The sequence below is a fragment of the Allobosea sp. 05T439 genome (assembly GCF_056396005.1).
Genome location: NZ_JBFTKP010000031.1, coordinates 46755 through 73248 on the forward strand (window position 1 = coordinate 46755; position 26494 = coordinate 73248).

The following is a 26494-nucleotide window of genomic DNA, read 5'->3' on the forward strand; positions in this document are numbered from 1 at the left end:
CATGCCCCTGATTGCTGTGCAGTGACCGGTCTCGCCGGGTTCGCCGCAACAGAGCCGATCTCGTGCAAGAAACGGCTGCCACCGTCTCGCTCCCAGCTCTCGTCCTCGTCGCTTCCAAATCAGGTCTATAACACGGCTGAGATGGCGGAACCGTGGCCTAACGACCACAATCTTCGCCAACCGCATCAACAGGTCTCAACGTTGGTTCGCGGCAGCTTTTCCAGCCGAAAGCGTACTGGTGAAATAGCCATCGATCGCGTTGTGGACCGCCCCGACTGCCTGCGCTCGCCAGGATGGCGAATTCAGCAACTCCGCATCCTTGGGGCTCGACATATAGCCGAGCTCGATCAGTACGGAGGGAACATCCGGCGCGGTCAGGACACGAAATCCTGCGGAACGCAAGGGTACCTTGTGCAGCTTGACCGAACCGCCGAGCTTCTCGACCAGATTTCGCGCGAAGACCGAAGAGAATGTCCGGGTTTCCCGCTTGGCGAGATCCATCAGGATGCCCGCGACGTCCTGCACGTCCTCGGCCGCGTCGAGGCCCGCGACGGCATCCGCCTGGTTTTCCTTGGCGGCGAGCCGGGCCGATTCGGCGTCGGTGGCGCGCTCCGAGCCGGTATAGATCGTTGCGCCGCGCACATCCTGCGCCTGCGTCAGCGAATCGGCATGGATCGAGATGAAGAGATCGGCGCCGGCGGCGCGGGCGATCTTCACGCGCTGCCCCAATGGTACGAAGGTATCGTCATCGCGCGTCATCATCACCCGATAGCGGCCGCCGGCTTCGAGTTGCTCCTTCAGAGCCAGCCCGAAGGCGAGGACGACGGATTTCTCGGCGATCGAGGCAACCACGGCACCGGGATCGATCCCACCATGTCCGGGGTCGATCACCACGAGTTGGCGTGTCTCGCCGTGCGGCTTGGGCACTTGAGACGCCGGCCCCTCCTGCGACTGCGGAGCCGGGCGCACCGAAGCTGCCTGGAACTCGGCCCGGCTTGCGCGCTTCAACTCCACGACCAGCTCGCCGAATCCGCCGCGCACCTTGCGGACCTCGGCCTTCGCGACCACGGCTGGCTGAGCGAGATCCAGAATGATGCGGGAACGATCGGCCGTGAACATCCCGAAACGGAAGGCGCTGACGAAGCCGGCACTCTTGCGCGCCGTATTCGGCTGAACCTGGAAATTGACCGATGGCAGGTCGATCACCGCCCGATCGGGCGCGGCCATCACCGAGGCGCTGATCTCGACGGGACGCGAGAGCGCCATGGTGAGCCTGACGACCTCACCGGCCTGCTCGATCCTGGCATCGGTCGCGACTGGAAACTCGTTTGCAGTCCTGGGCGCAGGATTGGCGTTTACCGGCGCGCATGGCGCTAGAATCAACCAGGACCCGAGCATCAGACGGACCACGCCTGAAACCGTCAGCCGGTTCAGGCCAGCGCTGTGGGAATGGAACGTCAGGCGAATGGATCCCATTGGCGTCACCAAGGCTTAACCATAGCGACGCAGAAGCTTAACAGCCGGTTACCACGCAATTGTGATGGCGAGAACCGCCCCGGCGCCACCGCCATGATGTTGCCCAAGCGATGTGACTTGCAAATCACTGTCACCTGTCTGTAATGGGGGTGGTTGCATTGCAAAGCCACCCGTAGCGCGCATCCGGATTCGAGGATCCGTTGGCGTCCGGGACACGGCGAAGCGACAGGCCCTTACAGGACTTGTCGCGGCAGGGCAGCCGCCAACGGATCGTCCGCGGACGGCCTGCGTCAGGCATGAGGTTCGACGCATGGCAGTCTTTCGCGAGCGTGCAAACGCGGTGCAATCGTCTTCGACGCACGCACTGCAGGTTAGGTCAGATGTCGGGGCATACGACGCCGCTTAGCTCATCGGTGCATCGTCCATACCTTCGGGACTGCGGCGGGCTTTTTGCCCGGGCAGGCTTCCCGATCCGCCATCGCGTCCTGATCCCTCACTCCCTCCTGCAACATGCCGGTTCATGCCGGCTCATGCGCGGCGCCCCTGCCCGCGGCAGCGGATATCCTTCCGCAGCCCGGCGGGTCCTGTCGGCGGCTGCGCCAATGGAAATCTCTTATGGCCAACAAGATGCTTATCGACGCAACACACCCGGAAGAGACCCGGGTCGTGGTGGTGCGCGGCTCGCGCGTCGAGGAATTTGATTTCGAATCTGCCAGCCGCAAGCCGCTGCGGGGCAATATCTATCTGGCGAAGGTGACGCGGGTCGAACCTTCGCTCCAGGCCGCATTCGTCGAATATGGCGGCAACCGTCACGGGTTCCTCGCCTTCTCCGAAATCCATCCGGACTACTACCAGATTCCGGTGGCCGACCGGCAGGCCCTGCTCGCCGAGGAAGCACGCGCCGACCGCGAGGAAGAGCGCGACGAGGAACGCCGCGAGAAGCGCGGCCGCCGCGACCGCGGCCGGCGTGACCGCGACGGACGCGCCAAGAAGGCGAGCAACGACGAGACCGTCAGCGCCGATGTCGTCGAGACCGACGGCAAGGAAGCCGCCATGGTCAACGAAGGCGCGCCCGCCTTCGGCGAGTATTTTGCACCGGAGGTCGCAGAATCGAGTGACGAGACCGTCGTCGAGAACGCTGCGCCGCTGACCTTCGAGACCGTGATCGAAGCCTCTGCAGAAGTCGGCGAGGCGTCCGCTGACAACGAGGAAGCGCGCCGTCCGTCCGAGAATGACGAGGACGAGAACGGCGAAGACAGCGACGACCATGGCCACGACGAGCCGCAGGAAGAGCCGGAGCAGCTCGGCGGCGGCGACGCCCTGGACGATATGCCGGAGCGCCCGCGCCACTCGCGCCGCCAGTACAAGATCCAGGAGGTGATCAAGCGCCGCCAGATCATCCTGGTCCAGGTCGTCAAGGAAGAGCGCGGCAACAAGGGCGCGGCGCTCACCACCTATCTCTCGCTCGCCGGCCGCTATTCGGTGCTGATGCCGAACACCGGCAAGGGCGGCGGCATCTCGCGCAAGATCACCAATGCCGAGGACCGCAAGCGCCTCAAGGAAATCGCCCAGGAACTGGAGGTGCCGGAAGGGATGGGCATCATCCTGCGCACGGCCGGCGCCTCCCGCACCAAGGTCGAGATCAAGCGCGACTACGAGTATCTGATGCGGATGTGGGAGAGCGTGCGCGAACTCACGCTCGGCTCCGTCGCGCCGGCGCTCGTCTATGAGGAAGGAAACCTCGTCAAGCGCTCGATCCGCGATCTCTACAACAAGGACATCGACGAGGTTCATGTCGCCGGCGAGGAGGCCTACCGCGAGGCCAAGGACTTCATGCGCATGCTCATGCCGAGCCATGCCAAGAGCGTGAAGGCCTATCGCGACCAGACCCCGCTCTTCGCCTCGTTCGGCGTCGAGAGCCAGCTCGACGCAATGTTCTCGAACACCGTCACGCTGAAGTCCGGCGGCTATATCGTCATCAACCAGACCGAAGCTCTGGTCGCGATCGATATCAACTCGGGCCGCTCGACCCGCGAACACAATATCGAGGACACGGCTCTCAAGACCAATCTCGAAGCGGCGGAGGAAATCTCCCGCCAGCTCAGGCTGCGCGATCTTGCAGGTCTCATCGTGATCGATTTCATCGACATGGAGGAGAATCGCAACAACCGCGCCGTCGAGAAGAAGCTCAAGGACTGCCTCAAGAACGACCGTGCGCGCATCCAGGTCGGCCGGATTTCGGCCTTCGGCCTGCTGGAGATGTCGCGTCAGCGCATCCGCACCGGCGTCCTCGAGAGCTCCTCGGTCCCCTGCCCGCACTGCGCGGGTGCCGGCATGATCCGCTCGACCTCCTCGGTGGCGCTGCAGATCCTGCGCGCGCTGGAAGAGACCCTGATCAAGAGCGCCTCGCACAATCTTTCGGTCCGGACGCGGCCTGAAGTGGCGCTCTATGTCCTCAACCAGAAGCGCGCGCATCTCACCGACCTCGAGACACGCTTCGCCATCGCGATCACGGTCTCGGCCGACGCGACCCTGCTCGGCACCCGCTATTTCGAGGTCGAGCGCGGCGAGTTCGTCGGCAATGAAGGCCGCGTCGTTCCGAGCCCCTTCAAGGCCGAGGCGATCGCGCATGTCGATGACGATGCGCTCGATGCAGCGGCCGAGGCGGAGGCCGCCGGAGGAAGCGAAGACGAGCAGGAAGACGCTACCCAGGCAGACGCCGTTGCGGAACGCGGCGATGGCGAAGCCCGTGGGGACGGCGGACGCAAGCGCCGCCGCCGTCGTCGGCGCCGGCGTGGTGGCGAGCGCGATGCGAACGGCCAGCAGATCGAGGGCGGCAGCGACGCCGAAGGCGATGAAGGCGACGAGGATGGCGACGAGCACGCCGACAGCCCCGCTGTCGCGGAAGCCACCCCGGCTCCCGTAGCCGAGCCAGCCGAAGCGCCTGTCGCCGAGGTTGCAGCCGAAGCCGTCGAGGAGGCCAAGCCGCGCCGCGCCCGCCGCAGCACGCGCAAGATCAAGGCCGAAACCGAGCAAGAGGCAGCCCCCGAAGCGGCGAAGGCAGCCGAGGGCGTGACGGAGACCGTCGCCGCCGAGGCCGCACCGGCCGAGAAGCCGAAGCGTAGTCGGGCACGCAAGAAGGTCGTACCGATCACCGAGGACGGCGTCGCCGCCGAGGCTCCCGCCCCCGCAGTCGAAGCTCCGGCTGCTCCGGTCGAGACGCCGATCACCTCCGAAGCTGAGCCCGCTCCCGAACCTGCCCCGCGTGTCGTCGAGGAACCCGTCGCGGTCGTCCTGACCCCGCCGGATCCGGACCGGCCGAAGCGCGGCGGCTGGTGGAACAAGCTCGCCGGACGCAAGTAAGACTTCCGGCCGCTGCGATCACTCGCAGCGGCCTTCTTCGTTAAGGGGGTGACCGTCGATGCCGCCGCCGAGAAGCTTTGAGCGACTGGCGCTCGTCGTCGTCTGCATCGCGGCGCTGCTCGGTCTCGCCTGGCTGGCTTTGCAGGCGATCGGCTGGTTCGGCGTCGGCTTGCTCGGCCTCTTCATCGCCTTCGTGGCGATCCGCTTCGAGCTCGAGGAAAACCGGCCCGTCGGCCACCAGATGACGCCGGATCTCTATGCCAGCCAATTCCACAAGCATGGCCGTGAGCATGAGGCAGAGCGAGCGGGCTTTCGCACCCAACTCGTCGCCCAGATTTCTGCCGCCCGCCTCGGACTCGGGCTTGGCCTCCTGCTGACAGCCATTGGCTTCGGCTTCTTCTTCATCCTCGAAGCCAGTCGTTGAGACCCTACCCGGCCGAAGGCGCCAGCGGCGTCGGCGGCTGGATGGTCGTGATCGATGCGGCGGCCCCGGCAGAGGCCTGCCCTTCACCGCCCCTGACGGTCACGGCGTTCGAGGCAAAGGCTACGCCGGCATCGTTGAGCGCCTGATACATCCGCTTCAGCGCCTCACGCTGGAGCGCACCGGCCTGAGCCGGCTTGGCGGTGAATTTCAGCCGGATGACGATCGCAGTGTCGGCAATCTCGGCCACACCCTGCATCTTGAGCTGCGCGATGAAGTGAGGTCCGAATTCCGGGTCCTCCAGCAACGCGAGGCCGATCTTCTTGATTGTCTTGCGCGCCTTCTCGATATCGGCGGAGCGGTCGAGCCGGACGTTGAACTTCACCGTTGCCCAGTCGCGGCTGGCATTGGTCAGGGACGGGATCTGGCCGAAGGGCACTGTATGGATCTGTCCGCTCTGATGGCGCAGTTGTACCGAGCGTAGCGAAATCTTCTCGACCGTGCCCTTGAGCCGCCCCGTATCGACGTATTCGCCGACGCGGAAGGCATCCTCGACCATGAAGAAGAAGCCGGAGACGATATCGCGCACGAGCGCTTGCGAACCGAAGGACACGGCGAGGCCCAGGATGCCGAAGCCGGCCAAGAGGGGCCCGATATCGACACCCAGCCGTGATAGCACGACAAGGCTGGTCAGGCCGATCACGGCCCCGAGCACGACACCGCGCAGCACCGGGAGCACCGTGCCGAGCCTGGACGGGACATGGTCGTCTGGGGGAGCTTCCTCGTCTGTCGGCCCTGCATGCACGGCACGCGGCGTATAGGCATCGAAGAAGGCACGCAGGAAGGTCAGCGCGATCCATCCCATGAAGGCCAGGGAGGCGACACTGAGGAGGCGTTGACCGAACGACACGGTATCGGGCGCATCGGCGTCCATGACGAAACCGCTCCAGAGCCGGACCAGCAAATAGAGGGCGCAGAGCCAGACGAAGCCCACCACGCTCGATTGCAAGGTCCTGCCCATTGCACTCGAGAGTGGGGTCTGCTCGCGCTCCACGGAGCGACAGTTCAGCCACGAGCGGATCAGCGCCCCAAGCCCCGACGCCACGATCGGAGCAAGCACGACGATGAACTGCGTGGTCCCCGCCTTGACGCCCCAGTGCGCGCCATCAGGCATGACAGCGGCGCTGCGGCCCACGGCCCAGATCAACACGGCGCTCGCCATCAAGAGCCAGGGCGTCGCCGCAGCAACCAAGCGGCGCAAGCCGCTTGCCGAGGGGCCGGGCTGCGCCAGGCTGACAAGGTCATGCCGTGCGTACCAGAACCACCAGACCTTGTAGGCCGTCAGCAGCAGCGAGGACACCGCGAACCATCCGGCAATCGAGGCAGGATCCGACGCCGAGCCTTCGCCGAGCGCGTTCACGACCAGAACGATATGCCCGAAGAAGGCATAGATCATGATCAGCCCGAAATGCCGTTCGGCACGCGGCAGAGGCAGGATGCGCCGCGCCGGGTTCCCCGGGGAAAGCAGGAACCGCCCGGCCATCGCGAACGACCACAACATCCCCAGTCCGTAGAGTTCGGCCGTGGCGATGTGTTGCGCGAAATCGAGCTGCGGCAGAAGCCACCGCACCAGGGTTCGCCCGGCGAGCCATAGGGCCACGAGCGCGGCGAAATCGTGCGCAAAGCCGATCGAGGAGGCAACGAACCGTTCGAAGAGCGTGTCGTCCCGCGGCACCAGGCGCTTGGCGATCAAGCCGCGCGTCATTTTCCAGAGGATGACGGCGAAAGCCGTGGCGGCAAACAGGACGAGCAGGACGCGGGCCCCCGCCGACATTCCCGTGGCGCCATTCTGATTGGCGGCCCAGGCGCGAGCCCAGTCGCTCGGTATGCGCGTCGCGGACGGGATCGAGGCGTTGCCATAGTCGAACCCTTCGACGAAATGGTTGGCAACCTCCTCCAGCCGCGTTTCGGCAACCGCAACGCGCGTTTCCGCAGGCGCGGGCTTGACAGGTGTGGCCGCTGCCGCCGGTGCAGTTGCGACGGCCTCGCCGGGGCCAGCCATGCGGAGAATGACCTTGCGCCCCCCCGCCTCCAGCGTCGTGATGGTCTTGCGCAGCGCGTCGGGCGCCTCGTCCCCGCGCAGGATCAGGGTCACGCTGTTGTCACCGGACGCCTGGGCGAACGCTGCGGATCCCGATCCGATGAGCAGAAAGGCAAGGAGGACCAGCGCCGCCGGGAGGGCATGACCGCGCGAAGACGCAAAGAAAGCTCGCATCAAAACCGGTTCCCCCTTGTCTGCTCTCCTATGACTTGGACGGGAATACATCCATTTGGCAAGCATTCCGCGCTGGCATCGTTACAGGCTCTCAGCGCCGTTTCAGCCACATGCCCAAGCGCGAGACCGCGTCCTCGCATTCAGCCAGCGAACCGGCGAAGGAAAGTCGCACCGTGCGTGCGCCACGCCCCCCGTCGAAATCGAGGCCGGGGGTGATCGCGACATGAGCCTGTTCGAGCACATCGCGGCAGAAGGCCATGGAATCGTTCGAATATCGTCCGATGTCGAGATAGATGTAGAAGGCCCCGTCGACAGGCAGGAAATCGCCCAGGCCGATTTCAGGCAAAGCCTTCAGCAAATAGGCGCGGTTGGCGGCATAACCGGCCTTGATTGCCTCGCACTCGGCAGTCGCATCGAAGGCCGCCTCACCCGCCACCTGGCTGAGATACGGCACCGAGATCGAGAAATTCTGCTGCAACCGCTCGATCGTGCGCACCATGCGCTGCGGCACCACGAGCCAACCGACGCGCCAGCCCGTCATGCAGTAATATTTCGAGAACGAATTGACGATGATCGCGTCCTGATCGGCGCTCAGCGCCGTCGTCGCGGGCGTCTCATAGGTCAAGCCGTGATAGATTTCGTCGGAAATGTACCACAACCCAAGCCGGCGGCATTCAGCGGCGACGGCAGCGATCGCGTCTGGTGCCATCACCACGCCGGTCGGATTGGCGGGGCTCATGGTCAGGACGCCCGCGAGCGGGCGCTCGGCGTGACCTTTCGCAATCAGGTCCGGGGTCAGCGCGTAGCGGGTCTCCGGGCCAACCTCGATCGCGACCGGTTCCAGCCCCAACGCGGTCAGGATGTTGCGATAGGCCGGATAGCCCGGCGCCGTGATCGCGACGCGTGCGCCCGGCTGGAAACAGGCGAGGAATGCGAGAATGAAGCCACCCGACGAACCGGTGGTCACGATGACACGATCGGCTGGAATGCTGACGCCATAGGCGTCCTGATAGTGGCGCGCGATACGCGCCCTGAGAGAGTCGGTGCCGAGCGCCTGCGTATAGCCGATGCGACCATGCTCGAGCGCGCGCGCCGCTGCAGCGCGGATGCTGGCCGGTGTCGGCGCGGAAGGCTGCCCGACCTCCATATGCACGACCGAACCACCGGCCCGCTCGATCGCTGCGGCCTGGTTCATCACGTCCATGACGATGAAGGGTGCGACCTCGGCCGCACGAGCGGAGAGCGCGGGCGGCGTCGCTAGGCGGTGAACATCGGTTGTCATGCAGATCTCGCGTCGGGAACCGGCGGAGCCCCGCCCGCCACTTGAAGCAGTGCCCTAGAGCATCAGGAGGGAGCGTGGGAAGCCGTTTGTGGCACAGACGACGACCGGGGGCCTCCTTCGAGAGGCCGGCTTGCGCCTGCCCCGTCTCCAACTCGGCGACAGGAGGTGACCGACCATCGCATTCGCAATGGTGTTGAGCGACGCTGCGCACAGGTCAGGTCATGCTCCCGCCGCAACCGCTGGCAAAGCTGTGAATTGACGCTGCCCGCGCGAGAGCGGAGAAGGGGCGCAAGATGACCGGTTCAACGCTTGCCGTGGCCAAGGGCCGGCGAGCCCGAAAGGATGACGACATGGCTCTGTTCACCCTGCTCCGCCCGGCCTTCGCCGGAATCAGGCGCGCGGGTCTGGTCTTGGGCGGGCTCGGCCTCGCCGTAACCCTGGCCGCCGCTCCGGTTCAGGCGCAGGGACAGCCCCTGTCACCCGAACAGCGCAAGGCCGTCACCGATCTCATTCGCGAGACGCTGCTGAAGAACCCTGAACTGATCCAGGAAGCGCTCGTCGAACTCGAGCGCCGCAATCAGGTCGCTCAGGCCGAGGCACAGCGCAGCGCCGTCGCCAGCGAAAAGGCGAACCTCGTCGATCCCGCGACATCGATCATCGCCGCCAATCCGCAGGGTGATGTCACCCTGATCGAGTTCATGGATTACAATTGCGGCTTCTGCAAAAGGGCGCTCGACGATGTCCGCACCCTCGCCAAGGACGACCCGAAGCTGCGCGTCGTGATCAAGGATTTCCCGATCCTCGGCCCCGATTCGGTCGAGGCGAGCCGTGTCGCCATCGCCGTGAAGAACCAGCTGCAGGGCCAGAAGTACTGGGATTTCCACAACAAGCTGATGGCGACCAAGGGCCGGATCAACGGCGCCAAGGCGCTGGAGATCGCCAAGGACGCCGGCGCCGATGTCGAGCGCGCCCGCAAGGACATGGACGCGCCTGCAACCCGCGCCGCGATCGAGTCCACGGTCGCACTCGGCGATCGGCTCGGCCTGACCGGCACTCCGGCCTTCATCATCGGTGACGAAGTTGTCTTCGGCGCCGTTGGCGCCGCGGCGCTGAAGGAGAAGATCGAAGCCGTCCGCAAATGCGGCAAGGCCACCTGCAGCGGCTGATGAAACCGGCCGGCCTGTGGTGGCTCTCATCGCAGGCCGGCGTCACAGGCTTCCCCTGTCCCGCCGTTCCGGTTAAGACGACGCCGACGCCGCAGCTTCGCGGCTTGAGGAATCAACGCGAGCCATGGTCGCCGTCCACGTCCTGAACGGACCCAATCTGAATCTGCTCGGCACCCGCGAGCCCGGAACCTACGGTTCGGTGACGCTCGCCGGCGTCGAGGAACGCCTTAAGGCGAGGGCCGCCGCTGCCGGGGTCGAGCTGACCTTCAGCCAGACCAATTTCGAAGGTGAGCTCGTCACCCGCGTGCAGCAGGCAGGGCTGGCGGGAGCCGGCATCATCATCAATGCCGGCGCCTACACCCACACCTCCGTCGCGCTGCGCGATGCGATCAAGGGCACCGAGGCCCTCGCCATCGAGGTCCATGTCTCCAACGTGCACGCCCGCGAGGAATTCCGGCACCATTCCTACATGGCACCGGTCTGCGTTGGCGTGATCTGCGGCTTCGGCGTCGCCAGCTACGACCTTGCTTTCGACGCGATCGTGCCGCTTCTCCAGAAGCGCGCGGAAAAGACGGCGGCCTGAACGGGCCGGCTCAATCCAGCAGGGTGGCGCCTCGCGGCTGCCCATCCTCTCAACCAAGACGACGAAGACGGTGAAACCCGCCATGGCGACCAAGAGCCCGATCGATCCCGAACTGGTGCGCGAACTCGCGCAGCTCCTCAACGAGACCGACCTGTCCGAGATCGAGGTCGAGAAGGGTGATCTGCGCGTCCGTGTGGCCCGCACCATCTCCGCAACCGTGCAGGTGCCCGTCGCCTCGCATGCCCCGGCCATGGCCCATGCACCGGTCGCGACCGCGCCGGTCGAGGTCAAGTCGGCAGCCGCCCACCCCGGCACCGTGCCCTCCCCGATGGTCGGCACCGCCTATCGCCGCCCCTCGCCTGAAGCGAAGCCCTTCGTCGAGATCGGCCAGGAGGTAAAGGCGGGTGAGCGGGTCCTTCTCGTCGAGGCGATGAAGACCTTCAACGACATCGTCGCGCCGCGCGCCGGCAAGGTCACGGCGATCATGGTCGAGGACGGGCAGCCGGTCGAATACGGCGAGCCGCTTCTGGTGATCGAGTGAGCGGGGCAGCGGGCGCGGACGAGCCGAAGATGTTCGACAAGATCCTGATCGCCAACCGCGGAGAGATCGCGCTGCGCGTCCTGCGCGCGGCCAAGGAGCTCGGCATTGCGACCGTCGCGGTCCATTCGACCGCGGATGCCAATGCCATGCATGTGCGCCTCGCCGACGAGAGCGTCTGCATCGGCCCCCCGAGCGCCCGCGAGAGCTATCTCAACATTCCGGCCCTGATCGCGGCCTGCGAGATCACAGGCGCCGATGCGGTCCATCCCGGCTACGGCTTCCTGTCGGAGAACGCCCGCTTCGCCGAGATTCTCGAGCGGCACAACATCGCCTTCATCGGTCCCAAGGCCGAGCATATCCGGGTGATGGGCGACAAGATCGAAGCCAAGCGTACGGCCAAGCGCCTCGGCATTCCCTGCGTCCCCGGCTCGGAGGGCGGCGTCAGCGAGGATGCGGAAGCCCTGCGCATCGCGCGCGATATCGGCTTTCCCGTGATCATCAAGGCCGCGGCCGGCGGCGGTGGGCGCGGCATGAAGGTGGCGCGCAGCGAGGATGATCTCGTCGTGGCGCTCCAGACGGCGCGAACCGAGGCCAAAGCCGCCTTTGGCGATGACGCTGTCTATATCGAGAAATATCTCGAGAAGCCGCGCCACATCGAAATCCAGATCCTTGGCGACGGCCGCGGCCATGCCATCCATCTCGGCGAGCGCGACTGCTCGCTGCAGCGCCGCCACCAGAAGGTCTGGGAAGAAGGCCCCTCGCCCGCGCTCAATGCCGGCGAGCGAGACCGGATCGGCTCGATCTGCGCCAAGGCGATGGCCGATCTCGGCTATCTCGGCGCCGGCACGATCGAGTTCCTCTACGAGGATGGCGAGTTCTATTTCATCGAAATGAACACCCGCATCCAGGTCGAGCATCCGGTCACCGAGATGATCACCGGGATTGATCTGGTGAACGAGCAGATCCGCATCGCCGCCGGGGCGCCGCTCTCGCTCAAGCAGAGCGACATCATCATCGAGGGCCACGCCATCGAGTGTCGCGTCAATGCCGAGCATCCGGCGAATTTCCGCCCCTCCCCGGGCAAGATCGCCTCGTTCCATACGCCGGGCGGGCTTGGCGTCCGCGTCGATTCTGCGGCCTATCAGGGCTACTCGATCCCGCCCCATTACGACTCTCTGGTCGGCAAGCTGATTGTCCATGGTCGCAACCGGGCGGAATGCCTGATGCGGCTGCGCCGCTCGCTCGACGAGTTCGTCGTCGACGGTGTCGACACGACCCTGCCGCTGTTCCGCACGCTCGTGCGCAATCCCGACATCCTGAACGGCGACTACAATATCCACTGGCTCGAAAAGTTCCTGGCCGCGGGCGGCATGGGGCCCGAGGGACAATAGCGCCGGTCACGGCCTGTCATGCCCGCCCGATGGCGGGCATCGACATCCTGCGATGTCTCGGTCGCCAGCCCCGCCACAGTGACAGGGACGGTCGCGATGGGAGCGGCCATGACGAAAGAGCGCAGCTTTCGCGTTTGACTTGGCGCCGCGCTCACGCTCCCATCTGCACATGAAGGCTCGTTCAGCGCCAGTACGCTCGCCCGTGATCACGCCGGAGATCCTGCTGCGCGCTTATGCAGCCGGCATCTTCCCGATGGCGGAGAGCGCCGACGATCCAAACCTGTTCTGGGTCGAGCCCGAGGTCAGGGGCGTGATCCCGCTCGCGAACTTCCATCTGCCTTCACGCCTTGCCCGTAAGCTCCGCGCCGATCCCTTCGAGATCCGGGTCGACACCGCCTTCGAACAGGTCATCGCGGCCTGCGCCGAAGCGCGCCCGGACCGGCCCGATACCTGGATCAATACGCGGATCAGGGAGCTGTTTGGCGCACTTCACGAACTCGGGCACGCGCACAGCGTCGAATGCTGGCGCGATGGAAAGCTGGTTGGCGGGCTCTACGGCCTGTCCCTTGGCGCAGCCTTCTTCGGCGAGAGCATGTTTCATCGGGCGACTGACGCCTCGAAGGTCGCGCTCGTCCATCTGGTGGCCCGGCTGAAGCGCGGCGGTTACCGCCTGCTCGATGCCCAGTTCCAGACCACGCACCTTGCCCAGTTCGGCACACAGGAAGTGCCACGCGAGGCCTATCGCATGCTGCTCGAAGCCGCGATCGCCCATGACGCGGAATGGTGGAGCTGGCCAAAAGGCCAGGACATCGCCGGTCGCGAGGCCCTGACTGAGCTGATCTGAGTTCAGCCCTTGATCACGCTGCGTTTGAACGAAATTGTCCAAATACAGCGTGATCAACTCTTATAGTTTAGAGCCTGCTTTATGCGAAAAACCGTTGCCACTTTTTCGCAGCATGCTCTTGCCCCTGCCTCAGTTATTGCCGGCGGGATCACGTCCAGGAACAGGATTGGTCGGGAAGAAGCGCTGGCTCGGCGCCTGACGCGGCTCAACCGGCACACCACGCGGCGGAGCCACATCCATGCGCTGTCCGGGGGGAAGCTGGGTGCCAGGAGGCAGTTGGGTGCCCGGCGGCAGTTGGTTGACGTCGCGTGGCGGCGTGCGCGGCCTGCGCTCTTCCGGTGGCGGCGGCGCTTCCGGATCCTTGGGATCGACCACGAGCTCGGTACCGCCCTTGCAGTCGGTGAGCCAGACATCATAGATCGCGTGTTCGACGCCATGCAGACCAGGGCTCGCGGCATACATCCAGCCCGTGAAGATGCGCCGGTACTCGTTCGAGAAGGTCACCTCGTCCACCTCGACGAAGGAGGTGGTCTGCGGGTTCTCCGTCGGCGGGCGGGTCCAGCAAACGCGCGGCGTCAGTTGCAGCGCACCGAACTGAACGGTCTCGTCAATCGCCACCTCGAAGGAGATGATCCGACCGGTGATCTTGTCGAGACCCGCAAAAACCGCCGTCGGATTGCGGATGCGGTCGGCCTTCGCAGGCTGGGCGGCCATCAGGGCCGCGAGAGCTGGAGCGGCCAGGGCCGCGACCTTCGACAATCTGCTGACGGACCGCATCTTCTGCTACGAATCTCCCCTCCCGCCAGAAGACGGGGGCTGCGGCTTAACACGGCAATCGCAGCGGAAAAAGGGCAGCGGGGCCACAGTGACGCCTGCGGCGGCACCGCATCATTGGCTCTTGCGCGCCCGGAAGCGGGCGACCTTGTCGCGGTTGCCGCAGGTGCTCATCGTGCACCAGCGCCGCGTGTTGTTTCGCCCTCGATCGTAGAACACCATCACGCAGTCATGGTTGGCGCAGTGCTTGAGCCGAGCCGGCTCGTGGTCGCAGACGAAGCGGGCGAAATCCAGCGAGATCCTCGACGCCGCTCCGACGCCCCGATCGGCCACGGAGATTAGCGCGTAGCCCTCGTCACCCCTTTGCAACCGATAACGCTCGGTCGCCGGCACGAGCAGGCGGTTGATCGCATCGATAGACCCTTCCGGCAGCGGCTTGCCCTGCCGCAACAGGTCAAAGGTCGGGCGAAGGGTTTCCCGCAAGCTCTTGAGCTCACACCCGGTTTCAGGCGTCTCCGCCTCCCCCAGCCCAGCCGCGGCAAGCCACACCGCCATGGAGTGCGGCTCGCCGAGCAGATCCCGCGGTCCAGTCTCGGTCAGCGGCGTGGTGTTGAGCAGATCGAGCCAGGGCCGGCCGCCCATGAAGGGAAAGCCATCCCGGAAATCATCATTGGTCGGGCTCGCAGACATGGGCCGCTCCGGTTGGCGCAGGTGAGTGCCGTTTGTAACCTCTAATTTAGTCATTGACAGGTTACGCGTCAAATGACACCGTTGAACGACAGATTGACAGGTTACGGACTCGAAATGCGAACTCTCGTCAGTTCTGCCGCGCTCGCCACGTTTCTCATGTTCGGAGCCCCACTCATGTCCACCGCACAGCCCATTGCGCCCGTCCTCTCCCCGTCGGTCGCGGTCCGCTACGGCACCGCCACGATACAGGGCCTCGACATTTTCTATCGGGAGGCCGGACCTCGGGATGCTCCCGCCATCCTGCTGTTGCACGGCTTTCCGTCTTCATCGCATATGTTCCGCGACCTGCTGCCGCTGCTCGCCAAGGGCTACCGCGTCGTTGCGCCTGACTATCCCGGCTTCGGTCACAGCTCGGCGCCCGCGCCGAGCGAATTCGCCTACTCCTTCGACAGGCTGGCTGAGGTGATCGAGGGCTTCACGGAGCAGGTCGGCCTCACCCGCTATGCGCTCTATATCCAGGACTACGGCGGCCCGATCGGCTTTCGCCTCGCGCTCAAACATCCCGAGCGCATTCGCGCGCTGATCGTTCAGAATGCCGTCGCCAATGAAGGCGCCTGGAGCGCGGAGGCCCGCCGTGACATGGAGCCGTTCTGGCAAAACTGGACGCCCGAGACCGAAAAGCCCTTCCGCAATCTGCTCGGTGCCGACGGCACGAAGTTCCAGTACACGCATGGCGCGACCAGATTGGAGCGGCTCTCGCCGGATGCCTGGCGCCATGATCAGGCCGGGCTGGACCGCCCAGGCAATCAGGACATCCAGTTGCGGCTCCTCCACAACTATCAGAGCAATTTTGCCGCCTACCCGGCCTGGCAGGCCTATCTCGCCCGACACCAGCCTCCCGCGCTGATTGTCTGGGGCAAGAACGATCCGTTCTTCATGCTGGCGGGCGTCGACTATCTGAAGGAGCAGTTGCCGGCCGCAGAGGTGCATCTGTTCGATGCCGGCCATTTCGCGCTCGAGACCCATTCCGGCGAGATCGCGGAACGCGTCGATGCCTTCATGCAGCGATTGCCGAAGGCCGACTGACGCGAAACGGGCACTCCGTTGAATCGAAAGGGGCCGCCGGCGTTCATTCGCCGGCGGCCCCTTTCTCAAACAGATCGTGCAGGCTTCAGCGCCCGGGCGTCCAGGCCTCGTAGTCGCCCGTCGCGGGCGGGCGCTCGCCTTCAGCCAGGGTCGAGCCCTGAGGACGATAGGCCATGGCCGTTCCCGTCCAATTCTGCTGGTGCGGCTTCTGCCAGTCGCGCGGCTGATAGCTCTCCTCGGAGGGAGCGATATCGACGGTGTGATGCAACCAGCCATTCCAGCCAGCCGGAATGGTCGAAGCTTCGGCCAGGCCGTTATAGACCACCCAGCGCCGCTGTAGGCCCAGCGCCTTGTCCTTCACCCCACCCTTGGTGCGGTAATAGGTATTGCCGAATTCGTCCTGGCCGACCTTCTCGCCGAAGCGCCAGGTGTGGAAGCGCGTGCCAATGGTCTGGCCGTTCCACCAGGTAAAGATCTGCAGCAGCGTTTGCTTCATGGCTCTCGTCCGCCGTGGTCCGCGTCGCGCGACTTATGGCGAGAGCATCCCGCCCTGTCCAGCCCGCAGGAAGATTCACGGCAGATTCGTCGGGAGCGCGCGTTTCCGGAATGCAGGCCGCCATGATTCGGCCACCTTGCGAACACGCCCCAGGCACGGTTCGAAACGCGAAGATCTCCTGTCTCCAGACACTTGGCGCAGGCTGTGTAGATGGCGCTTGCGATGGTCAGGCGCGGCTGGCCCATTCACCTATGGTCAACTATGACTGCCGCGAATTTTATGCTTTCCGCCGCCCGCGGGATCGTCCACCCTTCGCTCAAGCGCACCGATTCCGCCCGTGATTCCGGGTGCTTAGCTGGCAGCTTGAAACTTATCCCCAGAACACACAGATACACACAAGATGTCGTGTCCACAGGGTTTGCGGCGCACTAATCCTTGACGGACCACCCCAGTCGGGACTAGTTTTTGTCAGTCGCGTGACGGCTGGCGGAGACGCCTTCGACACCCGCGAGAGAGTTCCCGGACGGGTCGAGGTGATCACCGCGTGGCATGCCATCCCTGGCAGCGGCGAACGGTGGCGTGCGGTCTGTCTGGTGGCGTCCGGAGTGCCGACGGCGGGAAACACCGCCGCGGAATCCAGGGGCATCAAACCGAGTTGGGCTGACATCAGGAGCCGGTGATCAACCGGCCGCGCGGGGCATTTTCGCCCGCGGCATGCATTGGGGACCAAGATCATGCGCATCGAGCGCCGCTACACCACCACCGGACAGTCGCCCTACGCCGCGATTCCCTTCCGTTCGGCTGTCAGCGAGATCCGCAACCCTGACGGCTCGATCGTCTTCCGCCTCGAAGGCATCGAGGTTCCCGACGCCTGGTCCCAGGTGGCGAGCGATGTGCTCGCGCAGAAGTACTTCCGCAAGGCGGGCGTGCCCGCAGCGCTGAAGCGCGTCGAGGAGAACGAGGTTCCCTCCTTCCTCTGGCGCTCGGTTCCCGACGAGGCCAAGCTTGCCGAACTCCCCGAGAGCGAGCGCTACGTCTCCGAGATTTCCTCCAAGCAGGTCTTTGACCGCCTCGCCGGCTGCTGGACCTATTGGGGCTGGAAGGGCGGCTATTTCTCCTCGGAAGAGGATGCCGCCGCCTTCCATGACGAGCTGCGCTTCATGCTCGCCACCCAGCGCGTCGCGCCGAACTCGCCGCAATGGTTCAATACCGGCCTGCACTGGGCCTATGGCATCGATGGCCCCGGCCAGGGCCATTTCTACGTCGACTTCAAGACCGGCAAGCTGGTGAAGTCGAAGTCGAGCTACGAGCATCCGCAGCCGCATGCCTGCTTCATCCAGGGCGTGGCCGACGATCTCGTCAACGAAGGCGGCATCATGGACCTCTGGGTGCGCGAGGCGCGCCTGTTCAAATACGGCTCCGGCACCGGCTCGAACTTCTCGATGCTGCGCGGCGAAGGCGAGAAGCTCGCCGGCGGTGGCCGTTCCTCCGGGCTGATGTCCTTCCTCAAGATCGGCGATCGCGCCGCCGGGGCCATCAAGTCGGGCGGAACGACGCGCCGTGCCGCCAAGATGGTCGTGGTCGATGTCGACCACCCCGATATCGAGACCTATATCGACTGGAAGGTCCGCGAGGAGCAGAAGGTCGCTGCGCTCGTCACCGGCTCGAAGATCGTCCAGAAGCACATGAAGGCCGTGATGAAGGCCTGCGTGAACTGCGAAGGCGACGGCGATTCCTGCTTCGACCCCGAGAAGAACCCGGCCCTGAAGCGCGAGGTCAAGCTCGCCCGCAAGGCGATGGTGCCGGACAACTATATCAAGCGCGTCATCCAGTTCGCCCGCCAGGGCTATACCGACATCCAGTTCGACATCTACGACACCGACTGGGATTCGGAAGCCTATCTGACTGTCTCCGGCCAGAACTCGAACAACTCGGTCTCGCTGACCGACGACTTCCTGCGCGCAGTGGAAGCGGATGCGGACTGGAACCTCACCGCCCGCACCACCGGCAAGGTCCTGAAGACGCTGAAGGCCCGCGATCTCTGGGAGAAGATCGGCTATGCCGCCTGGGCGAGCGCCGATCCCGGCCTGCACTTCAACACCACGATGAACGACTGGCACACCTGCCCGGCCTCGGGACGCATCCGCGCCTCGAACCCGTGCTCGGAGTACATGTTCCTCGACGATACCGCCTGCAACCTGGCCTCCGCCAACCTGCTGCAGTTCTACGACCGCGAGACCAAGAGCTTCGACGTCGCCGCCTATGAGCATCTCTGCCGGCTCTGGACCGTCGTACTCGAGATCTCGGTGACGATGGCGCAGTTCCCGAGCCGCGAGATCGCCGAGCTGTCCTATGAGTTCCGCACACTCGGCCTGGGTTATGCCAATATCGGCGGCCTGCTGATGACCATGGGCCTCGGCTATGATTCCGAGGAAGGCCGCGCGCTTGCCGGCGCCCTCACCGCGATCATGACCGGCGTCTCCTATGCGACCTCGGCCGAAATGGCGGGCGAGCTTGGCCCCTTCCCCGGATACAAGAAGAACGCCAGCCACATGCTGCGCGTCATTCGCAACCACCGCACCGCCGCTCATGGGCAGGCCTCGGGCTATGAAGGCCTGCAGGTTACGCCGGTGCCGCTCGACCATGGCACGCTCGCCCGTCTCGGCGGCTCGAGCGCCACCATGTCGGAACGCGCCCGCGCCGTCTGGGACGAGGCCCTCTCGCTCGGCAAGATGTATGGCTATCGCAATGCTCAGACGACGGTGATCGCGCCGACCGGCACGATCGGCCTCGTCATGGATTGCGACACCACCGGCATCGAGCCCGATTTCGCGCTGGTGAAGTTCAAGAAGCTGGCCGGCGGCGGCTACTTCAAGATCATCAACCGCGCCGTTCCCGACGCGCTGCGCTCGCTCGGCTACCGCGAGGCCGAGATCGCCGAGATCGAGGCCTATGCCGTCGGCCATGGCTCGCTAGCCCAGGCTCCTGGCATCAATCACGGCTCGCTCCGGGCCAAGGGCTTCCCCCAGGCCAAGATCGACGCGGTCGAGAAGGACCTGAAGGCCGCTTTCGACATCAAGTTCGTCTTCAACAAGTGGACGCTGGGCGAGGACTTCCTCGTCAATGAGCTCAAGGTCCCGGCCGAGAAGCTGAATGACATGTCGTTCGAGCTCCTGCCCTTCCTCGGCTTCTCGAAGGCCGAGATTGAGGCCGCGAATGTCCACGTCTGCGGAGCGATGACGCTGGAAGGCGCGCCGCACCTCAAGCTTGAGCATTACAACGTCTTCGACTGTGCGAACCCGTGCGGACGCATCGGCAAGCGCTATCTCTCCGTCGAGAGCCACATCCGCATGATGGCGGCGGCGCAGCCCTTCATCTCGGGCGCGATCTCGAAGACCATCAACATGCCGAACGACGCCACCGTCGAGGACTGCAAGAGCGCCTATCTGCTCTCCTGGAAGCTGGCCCTGAAGGCGAACGCCCTCTACCGCGACGGTTCGAAGCTGTCGCAGCCGCTGAACTCGGCCCTGATCTCGGACGAGGATGACGACGCCGACGACGCCGTCGAGTTGCTGCACCAGCAGCCGATGGCGGCACGCGCCACCCATGTCGCCGAGAAGATCGTCGAGCGCATCGTCGAACGGATCGAACGCAAGCGCGAACGCGAGAAGATGCCGGACCGTCGCACCGGCTATATCCAGAAAGCCGTCGTCGGCGGGCACAAGGTCTACCTGCACACCGGCGAATACTCGGACGGACGCCTCGGCGAGATCTTCATCGACATGCACAAGGAGGGCGCGGCCTTCCGGGCGATGATGAACAACTTTGCGATCGCGGTCTCGCTCGGCCTGCAATACGGCGTGCCGCTGGAGGAATATGTCGAGGCCTTCACCTTCACGCGCTTCGAGCCCTCGGGCTTCGTGCAGGGCAACCAGTCGATCAAGAACGCCACCTCGATCCTCGACTACGTCTTCCGCGAGCTGGCGATCAGCTATCTCTCGCGCAACGACCTCGCCCATGTCGACCCGAGCGAGATCGGCCATGACGTGATCGGCGGCGGCGTCGGCCAGGACAAGGCGCCGGATGCAATCGGTCCGATCACCTCGACCCCGCTGGCCTCGACTGGCTTCCGCCGTGGCAAGCCGATCAACCTGCTCGCCATCCAGGGCGGGATCGTCCACGAGACCGTCGCCCGCAGCAGCAGCAACGTCACCTCCTTCGCCACCGCAGGCGCGACTGCGCTGAAGGCGGACGCCGAAGAAGAGGCCGTGGGCGAAGCTGAACTGGCCAAGCTCGGCTTCGCGGCTCCCGCCGGCCAGCCGACAGCCTCGGAGCGTCGCGCCGAAGCGATCATGAAGGGCTATGTCGGCGATTCCTGCGGCGAATGCGGCAACTTCACGCTGGTCCGCAACGGCACCTGCCTGAAGTGCAACACCTGCGGATCCACAACCGGCTGCTCTTGATTATTCCGACCTGAGTCGATTGGTGAAATGAGAGGCGAAGTTCCCCTTTTTTGAGCTTCGACTTCCGCAAAAGGAGGGAGGCAGCACTTGGTGCTGCCTCCCTCCGCAATCTCGAACAAATCGTGAATCGCCAATTAGCCGACAGCCTCCACGCCGCCACTTCCGCACAACCAACAGAAGGCTTACCGATGCATCTCGTTAGAGCCCGTGTCCAAAATTACCGCAGCATCCGCGATACAGGCTTCTTTGAGGTCGAGCGTGGCAAGACCATCATGGTCGGCCCGAACGAGGCCGGGAAGTCGGCGGTCTTGCAGGCCTTGCAGCAGATCAACCCCCCGGAAGGGGTCAAGAAATTTGAGGCGTTGAGGGACTACCCTCGGGCCCTTTACAACCAAATCACCACCAAGAAAGTCGATCCAACGAACGTCCGGGTCGCGACAGCGGTCTTCGCCTTGAGCGAGGGTGACCAGTCCCTCATCGAAGAGGATTTCCGGGGTAAGGACTATGTCTGTACTCGGTACATCGACAACACCTGGACCCATTCGTTCGAAGGCGTCGCTACTCCCATCTTCGGCAGCGTGCGAAAGGATTTGGCACGCCTAGCCGCCCATATCGACGAGCGCACTCCCGCTACACCCGAAGGGTCTACGCCGAACGAGACAGCGACCGCGGCAGTCGCGCGCATGACAATGGGATGGCAGGACGCCACAGGTCTGTTCTCCCAGACCACCGAGCATCTTCGTGAATGGCTCGATAAGGCCATCACTATGATCGACGAGGACGATGAAAAGGAGGAGCAGCGCCTTGACCGTCTACGTGCCGCCACGGGCTTTTATGGCCGCTATTCCACAGCGCTTGCGACAATTAGGAAGCAGTTGCCCGTCCTCGTCCTGTTCAGCAACTATTTCCGCGTCAGGCCTGTCATCCACCTCGCCCATTTAGCGCAGCGTCTGGCGACGGGCGTTCTCGACGACGATCAGTATGACTACGGCAACAACTGCCTTCTCAGCCTGCTGGGTTTCACGGCTCAAGAATTATCGGATCTCGGTCGGGCGAACGAACCGGAGGCATCGAAGCCGAATGAACTCAAGGAATTTCGCGACCAGCTCGACAAGCGCAGCTACCAGCTGAACGCGGCCAGCATCCGGTTGACCGACGAGATCAGACGGGTCTGGAATCCGAACCCCGACCGCGCCGAAGCCGACCGGCTGAGGGTCGTTGCGGACGGCCAGTACCTGAAGGTCGTTGTGGAGGACGACCTCGGCGTCGACATCGAACTCGACCAGCGATCGGAGGGCTTCCAGTGGTTGGTCTCCTTCTTCGTCGTGTTCTTCGCCGAGGCTGCTGACAAGCATGAAAACGCCATTCTCCTCCTCGACGAACCGGGCTTGAGCCTTCATGCCCTGAAACAGCGGGACTTCCGGGACACGGTCTCCCGGCTCGCAGAGGACAACCAGACCATCTACACCACCCACTCCCCGTTCCTGGTCGGGCCGGACGAACTGGATCTTGTCCGCGTGGTGGAGATGAAAGACAGGAAGGTCGGCACCAAGGTGCACACGACCGTTACCTCCACCGACCCGGCTGCGCTCCTGCCGCTCCAGGAGGCATTAGGATACGACCTCGCCCAGAGCCTGTTCGCGAACCAGCGTAACCTCATTCTGGAGGGCTTGACGGATTTCTGGTACGTCGACGCCACTGCAGCCTTGTTGGCCGAAGCCGAGATTGTGCGGTTGAACGAGAAGATCGCGCTGGTCCCGGCCAACACAGCCAGCAAGGTCATTTATTTCGCTACGATCCTGCACGCCCACGGGCTCAAGGTGGCGGCGCTGCTTGACTCGGACGCTGCCGGGGACCAGGCCGCGAAGCAGGAAATCCTCGTCCACACGTTGGGCAACAAAGGCATCCTGCGGACCAAAGATCACCTGCTCTCGGCGGTCCCGAAGGCCGAGATCGAGGACCTACTCCGGCAGACCCTGATCCGGATCGCCAAGGAATCCTGTGGCTGGGATGTCGAAAAGGACGCCGCCGCGCGGCCGGAAAGGCCGCTCGTCGACCTCCTCAACGAGGTTTCGGGGTTCTCCAAGTACAAGCTCGCGAAAGCGTACGCCCGTTGGACACGCGACCACTCAGCTTCGGACCTGACCGAAGACGAGCGGAAGCAGTGGAAGAAGCTCGTCGAGACGATCAACAACGCTCTCAAGTGATGCAGTTGGACGGCTGAACGTCCGCCGCTTCACATATCGTAAGAGGTCAGAATGGCGTCCGTGTTCTTCTCCTACTCGCATAAAGACGAGGAGCTCCGAGACCGGCTTGAGGTCGCGCTCGCCACCTTGAAGCGTCAGGGCCTTATCGAGACCTGGCACGACCGCATGCTGCGCGCCGGCGACGAGTTCGATCCCGGCATCCGAGAAGAGCTTGAGCGGGCCGAGATCATCCTGCTGCTGGTATCGCCCGACTTCATCGCGTCGAGCTATTGCTACGACGTCGAGATGACCCGTGCACTGGAGAGGCACCATGCCGGCGAGGCGCGCGTCATCCCGGTGATCCTGCGAGCCTGCGACTGGCACCCGACGCCATTCGGCAAGCTGATCGCCGCGCCTCGCGACGGCAAGGCCATCCGCTCCTGGCCGGATCTGGACGAGGCATTCCTCGACGTCGCCAAGAAGATCCGGGAAGCCCTGCCGAAAGCGGCCGCCGCTCCGCCCCGGGCCACTCCCATGGTGGTGTCGCATTCCATTCCGCAAGCCAGCCCAGGGCCGAGGTCCAGCAACCTGCGCATCAGCAAGACCTTCACGGATGCCGACCACGATCGCTTCCTGGACGAGGCCTTCGGCTTCATGGCGAAGTTCTTCGAGGGCTCTCTGTCCGAGCTCAAGACACGCAACCCGGAGATCGACACCGCGTTCAAACGCGTCGACGCGAACCGCTTCACAGGCGTGATCTACCGAAACGGCAAGACCGTCTCGCGCTGCAAGATCATGCTCGGCGGGATGCTCGGACGAGGCATCTCCTATTCCGCGAACGACCGAGCCGATGACAACGGGTGGAACGACAGCCTGGCGGTCGAGACCGACGCCCAGGGCATGTTTCTGAAGCCGATCATGGGCATGTCGCGTTTCGGCGGCCGCGAGGAGCAGCACCTCACGTTCGATGCGGATACCGACGAAGCCGGCCATGCATTCCAATCTCAAGCCGGCCGGGTATTCCGATCTGAAGCCGGCCACCCTTGGCGTCATTCGCATGGGTCTACGGGATGATGTTTTGCGGTTCGGCGGAGGTCAAGCGGCTGGCTGAGCGAAAGCTGGCTTGTGACGATGATCGAGCGCGCCTCGTATCGATCCTCGACGATTTCGAGGAGGTCGCGACGCTGCTCGGCATCGAGAGGCTCGGGCCCCCAGTCGTCGAGAATGAGCAGATCGAGGCGGGCGATCGCGCGCAGCATTTTGGCGTAGCGCCCGTCGCCCCGCGCCAGCGATAGGGCTGCCAGGAGGCGCGGCACGCGGTGATAGGCGACGGAGAAGTCTTCCCGGCAGGCCTTGTGGCCAAGCGCGCAGGAGAGCCAGCTCTTGCCGACGCCGCAGGGGCCGGTGATCAGGAGATTGTGCCTTGAGCGGATCCAGTCGCCGGCGGCGAGCTTGAGGAAGAGTGCGCGGTCGAGCCCGCGAACGGCCCGATAATCGACGTCCTCGACGCTGGCGGCATGTCGTAATCTGGCGGCGCGGGCCCGGCTCTCGAAGCGCTTCTGCTGGCGCTGCGTCTTCTCCTGTTCGAGCAGCAGGGCGAGCCATTCGGCGTGTTCGAGGCGGCTGGCCTCGGGCTGGGTCTCGAGATCGCGGAAGCCCTTGGCCATGCCGTGGAGGCCGAGGCTGGTGAGCAGATCGAGGGTGGGATGGATCAGCATGGTGGTCGTTCCTTCAATGGAAGTAGCTGGGGCCGCGGAGATTGGGATGGTCGATGACCGCGTCGTCCGTCGGCGTTTTGCGATCGGTCCTGTTGGCGATGATCGCGCTGATGCTCTTGTAGGTGAGCGCGCCGATGGCGACGGCGCGGGCGGCGGCGATCTCGGTGCGTTCGGGCGCGATGTCCTTGAACAGGCGCAGGATGCCCAGGCAGGTGCGAAAGCCCTGTTCGGGATGGGGCCGGTTGGCCAGGATGGCGATGACGAGCCCCTCGGTGTTGGGGCCGATCGAAGCGCCCCAACGGCGGAAGCGGTCCGGCGTCCACTCGGCGTAGCGTCGGTGCGCGCTCGGCATGTGATCGGGATTTGTGCCATGCCGGCGCCCGCCATGGCGACGCTGGTGGGCGGCAATGCGCTGGCCCCGGTGGAACAGCTCGATCGTCCGGGTCGTGGCGCGGATATCGACCTGCTCGCGGATCAGGCCATGGGGTACCGAGTAGAAGAAGCCGTCGAACTCGACATGATAATCGAGGGAGACCCGCGCCAGGCGCCATTCCGCGAACTGGTAGTCGGCGTCCGGCAGTAGCGCCAGCACGGGCCGTTCGACGGTCTCGAACAGATGCCGGCGGCTGACGCCGAGCCTGCGCATGACGTGGGCGTTGATGCGCTCCACCATGGCGGCGATCGCGGCGTTCGCCTCGGCCAGCGAGAAGAAGGTCTGCCGGCGCAGCCGCCCGAGGATATAGCTCTGGGCGAAGCGCACGCCGGCCTCGACCTTCGCCTTGTCGCGGGGCTTGCGCGGGCGGGCCGGAAGAATGCCGACGCCGTAATAGGCAGCCATCATCCCATAGCTGCGATTGATCTCGGGATCGTAGAACGAGGCTCGCTGGACGCCGGACTTCAGATTGTCGGGCACGACGAGGCGCGGCACGCCGCCGAGGAAGCGGAACATCCGGACATGGGCCTCGATCCAGTCGGGCAGCGTCTGCGTCCAGGTCGCCTCGGCATAGGTGTAGTTCGAGGCGCCCAGCACGGCGACGAAGATCTCGGCCTCGCGCACGACGCCGGTGGTCCGATCGGCGATCGAGAGCTTCTTGCCGGAGTAGTCGACGAAGACCTTGTCGCCGGCGGGATGGTCCTGGCGCATGGTCGGCGACAGGCGGCGCTCGAACTCCCGGAACAGGTCGCAGAAGCGGCTATAGCCATAGCCGTCGGGATGAACGTCGCGGTACTCCTCCCAGAGCACCATCAGGTTGACGCCGGGCCGCTTCAGCTCGCAGGCGAGGCAGGCCCAGTCCGGCTCGACGCGACGGCGGAACCCGCTCTTCACGCCGGCATGGGCGAACAGGCGCTGTTCGAGAACGGCGTCCGTCAGATCGCCGGCCAAGGGCCAGGCAAGCCCGGCGGTCGTGGCGCGCTTGAGATTGTCCTGGATCGTGCTGCGCGCCACGCCGAGCGTGCGTCCGATCTCCCGCGCGCTGACCCCGTCTCGGGCAAGCCGCAGCATCTGTCGTATCTGTCGCATGGTCAGTTCTCTCTTGGCCGGCATCGGCGTCCCCTCGATTGCGAGGGGCCTGATGCCCGAGGGACTGACCCAAACGAAAACGCCAAACTCTCCGGAAGCCGGCCGGGGATTGATCGGAACCCCGGCCGGCTTCAAATCGGAATGGTGGCCGACATCAGATCGGAACGGTGGCCGGCTTCAAATCGGAATACCCGGCCGGAATGAATCGGAATCCGCA

At 64.7% G+C, this 26494-nt stretch carries 18 protein-coding genes and 1 pseudogene; 11 read left to right on the forward strand and 8 right to left on the reverse strand.

Annotation, left to right across the window (positions count from 1 at the left end; translation table 11 throughout):
* Nucleotides 1-195: 195 nt before the first annotated feature.
* Entirely contained in the window at nucleotides 196-1476 is a 1281-nt protein-coding gene (locus tag AC1DIO_RS26450; RefSeq protein ID WP_476854337.1) for an N-acetylmuramoyl-L-alanine amidase, read from the reverse strand.
* A gap of 615 nt (nucleotides 1477-2091) precedes the next feature.
* Between AC1DIO_RS26450 and AC1DIO_RS26455 the strand changes: the two genes are divergently transcribed.
* Nucleotides 2092-4839 carry an Rne/Rng family ribonuclease gene (locus AC1DIO_RS26455; protein WP_441489993.1) on the forward strand — a complete coding sequence of 916 codons (2748 nt, stop codon included), beginning with the start codon at nucleotides 2092-2094 and terminating at the stop codon, nucleotides 4837-4839.
* A 58-nt stretch (nucleotides 4840-4897) separates the two neighbouring features.
* The gene (locus tag AC1DIO_RS26460) at nucleotides 4898-5263 is read left to right on the forward strand and encodes a hypothetical protein (protein WP_441489992.1); all 366 of its coding nucleotides are present in this window, start codon (nucleotides 4898-4900) and stop codon (nucleotides 5261-5263) included.
* A 4-nt stretch (nucleotides 5264-5267) separates the two neighbouring features.
* Here the strand turns inward: AC1DIO_RS26460 and AC1DIO_RS26465 are convergent, their stop codons facing one another.
* Nucleotides 5268-7535 carry a mechanosensitive ion channel family protein gene (locus tag AC1DIO_RS26465; RefSeq protein ID WP_441505388.1) on the reverse strand — a complete coding sequence of 756 codons (2268 nt, stop codon included), beginning with the start codon at nucleotides 7533-7535 and terminating at the stop codon, nucleotides 5268-5270.
* Between the two features lie 91 nt (nucleotides 7536-7626).
* Complete coding sequence (locus tag AC1DIO_RS26470) at nucleotides 7627-8817, reverse strand: aminotransferase class I/II-fold pyridoxal phosphate-dependent enzyme (RefSeq protein ID WP_441505387.1); 1191 nt, start codon at nucleotides 8815-8817, stop codon at nucleotides 7627-7629.
* Nucleotides 8818-9167: 350 nt separating this feature from the next.
* Between AC1DIO_RS26470 and AC1DIO_RS26475 the strand changes: the two genes are divergently transcribed.
* From AC1DIO_RS26475 to aat, 5 genes are all read left to right on the forward strand, one after another.
* Nucleotides 9168-9983, forward strand: a complete 816-nt coding sequence (locus AC1DIO_RS26475) for a DsbA family protein (protein WP_441489989.1) — start codon at nucleotides 9168-9170, stop codon at nucleotides 9981-9983.
* A gap of 124 nt (nucleotides 9984-10107) precedes the next feature.
* Nucleotides 10108-10566 carry a type II 3-dehydroquinate dehydratase gene (gene aroQ, locus AC1DIO_RS26480; RefSeq protein WP_113512750.1) on the forward strand — a complete coding sequence of 153 codons (459 nt, stop codon included), beginning with the start codon at nucleotides 10108-10110 and terminating at the stop codon, nucleotides 10564-10566.
* An 82-nt stretch (nucleotides 10567-10648) separates the two neighbouring features.
* The gene (gene accB, locus AC1DIO_RS26485; protein WP_441489988.1) at nucleotides 10649-11107 is read left to right on the forward strand and encodes an acetyl-CoA carboxylase biotin carboxyl carrier protein; all 459 of its coding nucleotides are present in this window, start codon (nucleotides 10649-10651) and stop codon (nucleotides 11105-11107) included.
* Between the two features lie 29 nt (nucleotides 11108-11136).
* The gene (gene accC, locus AC1DIO_RS26490; RefSeq protein WP_441489987.1) at nucleotides 11137-12498 is read left to right on the forward strand and encodes an acetyl-CoA carboxylase biotin carboxylase subunit; all 1362 of its coding nucleotides are present in this window, start codon (nucleotides 11137-11139) and stop codon (nucleotides 12496-12498) included.
* 169 nt (nucleotides 12499-12667) lie between these two features.
* Entirely contained in the window at nucleotides 12668-13342 is a 675-nt protein-coding gene (gene aat, locus AC1DIO_RS26495) for a leucyl/phenylalanyl-tRNA--protein transferase (RefSeq protein ID WP_441505385.1), read from the forward strand.
* Between the two features lie 129 nt (nucleotides 13343-13471).
* Here aat and AC1DIO_RS26500 read toward each other — a convergent pair whose 3' ends face one another.
* Both AC1DIO_RS26500 and AC1DIO_RS26505 read right to left on the reverse strand, forming a co-directional pair.
* Nucleotides 13472-14056, reverse strand: a complete 585-nt coding sequence (locus AC1DIO_RS26500; protein ID WP_441505596.1) for a DUF2155 domain-containing protein — start codon at nucleotides 14054-14056, stop codon at nucleotides 13472-13474.
* Nucleotides 14057-14230: 174 nt separating this feature from the next.
* Nucleotides 14231-14806: a CGNR zinc finger domain-containing protein gene (locus tag AC1DIO_RS26505; RefSeq protein ID WP_441505384.1), complete on the reverse strand. Its 576-nt coding sequence runs from the start codon at nucleotides 14804-14806 to the stop codon at nucleotides 14231-14233.
* A gap of 174 nt (nucleotides 14807-14980) precedes the next feature.
* On the opposite strand from AC1DIO_RS26505, the gene AC1DIO_RS26510 reads away from it, so the two are divergent.
* On the forward strand, nucleotides 14981-15892 hold the full coding sequence (locus AC1DIO_RS26510) for an alpha/beta fold hydrolase (protein ID WP_441505383.1): 912 nt from the start codon (nucleotides 14981-14983) through the stop codon (nucleotides 15890-15892).
* 85 nt (nucleotides 15893-15977) lie between these two features.
* On the opposite strand, the gene AC1DIO_RS26515 is transcribed toward AC1DIO_RS26510, so the two are convergent.
* A complete protein-coding gene (locus tag AC1DIO_RS26515; RefSeq protein WP_441489983.1) occupies nucleotides 15978-16388 on the reverse strand; it encodes an NADH:ubiquinone oxidoreductase subunit NDUFA12 in 411 nt (136 codons plus the stop codon).
* 734 nt (nucleotides 16389-17122) lie between these two features.
* Here AC1DIO_RS26515 and AC1DIO_RS26520 point away from each other — a divergent pair.
* From AC1DIO_RS26520 to AC1DIO_RS26530, 3 genes are read left to right on the forward strand one after another with little or no spacing between them, the layout of a single operon-like run.
* A complete protein-coding gene (locus AC1DIO_RS26520) occupies nucleotides 17123-20851 on the forward strand; it encodes a vitamin B12-dependent ribonucleotide reductase (protein WP_476854338.1) in 3729 nt (1242 codons plus the stop codon).
* Between the two features lie 50 nt (nucleotides 20852-20901).
* Complete coding sequence (locus AC1DIO_RS26525) at nucleotides 20902-23058, forward strand: AAA family ATPase (protein ID WP_476854339.1); 2157 nt, start codon at nucleotides 20902-20904, stop codon at nucleotides 23056-23058.
* Nucleotides 23059-23109: 51 nt separating this feature from the next.
* Complete coding sequence (locus AC1DIO_RS26530; protein ID WP_476854340.1) at nucleotides 23110-24111, forward strand: toll/interleukin-1 receptor domain-containing protein; 1002 nt, start codon at nucleotides 23110-23112, stop codon at nucleotides 24109-24111.
* A gap of 29 nt (nucleotides 24112-24140) precedes the next feature.
* Here the strand turns inward: AC1DIO_RS26530 and istB are convergent.
* Together istB and istA are read right to left on the reverse strand one after the other, a co-directional pair.
* Nucleotides 24141-24755 (reverse strand): annotated as a pseudogene (istB, locus tag AC1DIO_RS26535) (IS21-like element helper ATPase IstB); the annotation flags it as partial.
* 13 nt (nucleotides 24756-24768) lie between these two features.
* Entirely contained in the window at nucleotides 24769-26277 is a 1509-nt protein-coding gene (gene istA / locus AC1DIO_RS26540) for an IS21 family transposase (RefSeq protein WP_476854341.1), read from the reverse strand.
* Nucleotides 26278-26494 lie beyond the last annotated feature (217 nt).

Excerpts from the sequence above, each read along its gene's own strand:
- AC1DIO_RS26450 (WP_476854337.1), bottom strand. The coding sequence starts at position 1,476 with ATGGGATCCATTCGCCTGACGTTCCATTCCCACAGCGCTGGCCTGAAC.
- AC1DIO_RS26455 (WP_441489993.1), top strand. The coding sequence starts at position 2,092 with ATGGCCAACAAGATGCTTATCGACGCAACACACCCGGAAGAGACCCGG.
- AC1DIO_RS26460 (WP_441489992.1), top strand. The coding sequence starts at position 4,898 with ATGCCGCCGCCGAGAAGCTTTGAGCGACTGGCGCTCGTCGTCGTCTGC.
- AC1DIO_RS26465 (WP_441505388.1), bottom strand. The coding sequence starts at position 7,535 with ATGCGAGCTTTCTTTGCGTCTTCGCGCGGTCATGCCCTCCCGGCGGCG.
- AC1DIO_RS26470 (WP_441505387.1), bottom strand. The coding sequence starts at position 8,817 with ATGACAACCGATGTTCACCGCCTAGCGACGCCGCCCGCGCTCTCCGCT.
- AC1DIO_RS26475 (WP_441489989.1), top strand. The coding sequence starts at position 9,168 with ATGGCTCTGTTCACCCTGCTCCGCCCGGCCTTCGCCGGAATCAGGCGC.
- aroQ (WP_113512750.1), top strand. The coding sequence starts at position 10,108 with ATGGTCGCCGTCCACGTCCTGAACGGACCCAATCTGAATCTGCTCGGC.
- accB (WP_441489988.1), top strand. The coding sequence starts at position 10,649 with ATGGCGACCAAGAGCCCGATCGATCCCGAACTGGTGCGCGAACTCGCG.
- accC (WP_441489987.1), top strand. The coding sequence starts at position 11,137 with ATGTTCGACAAGATCCTGATCGCCAACCGCGGAGAGATCGCGCTGCGC.
- aat (WP_441505385.1), top strand. The coding sequence starts at position 12,668 with ATGAAGGCTCGTTCAGCGCCAGTACGCTCGCCCGTGATCACGCCGGAG.
- AC1DIO_RS26500 (WP_441505596.1), bottom strand. The coding sequence starts at position 14,056 with ATGGCCGCCCAGCCTGCGAAGGCCGACCGCATCCGCAATCCGACGGCG.
- AC1DIO_RS26505 (WP_441505384.1), bottom strand. The coding sequence starts at position 14,806 with ATGTCTGCGAGCCCGACCAATGATGATTTCCGGGATGGCTTTCCCTTC.
- AC1DIO_RS26510 (WP_441505383.1), top strand. The coding sequence starts at position 14,981 with ATGTCCACCGCACAGCCCATTGCGCCCGTCCTCTCCCCGTCGGTCGCG.
- AC1DIO_RS26515 (WP_441489983.1), bottom strand. The coding sequence starts at position 16,388 with ATGAAGCAAACGCTGCTGCAGATCTTTACCTGGTGGAACGGCCAGACC.
- AC1DIO_RS26520 (WP_476854338.1), top strand. The coding sequence starts at position 17,123 with ATGCGCATCGAGCGCCGCTACACCACCACCGGACAGTCGCCCTACGCC.
- AC1DIO_RS26530 (WP_476854340.1), top strand. The coding sequence starts at position 23,110 with ATGGCGTCCGTGTTCTTCTCCTACTCGCATAAAGACGAGGAGCTCCGA.
- istA (WP_476854341.1), bottom strand. The coding sequence starts at position 26,277 with ATGCGACAGATACGACAGATGCTGCGGCTTGCCCGAGACGGGGTCAGC.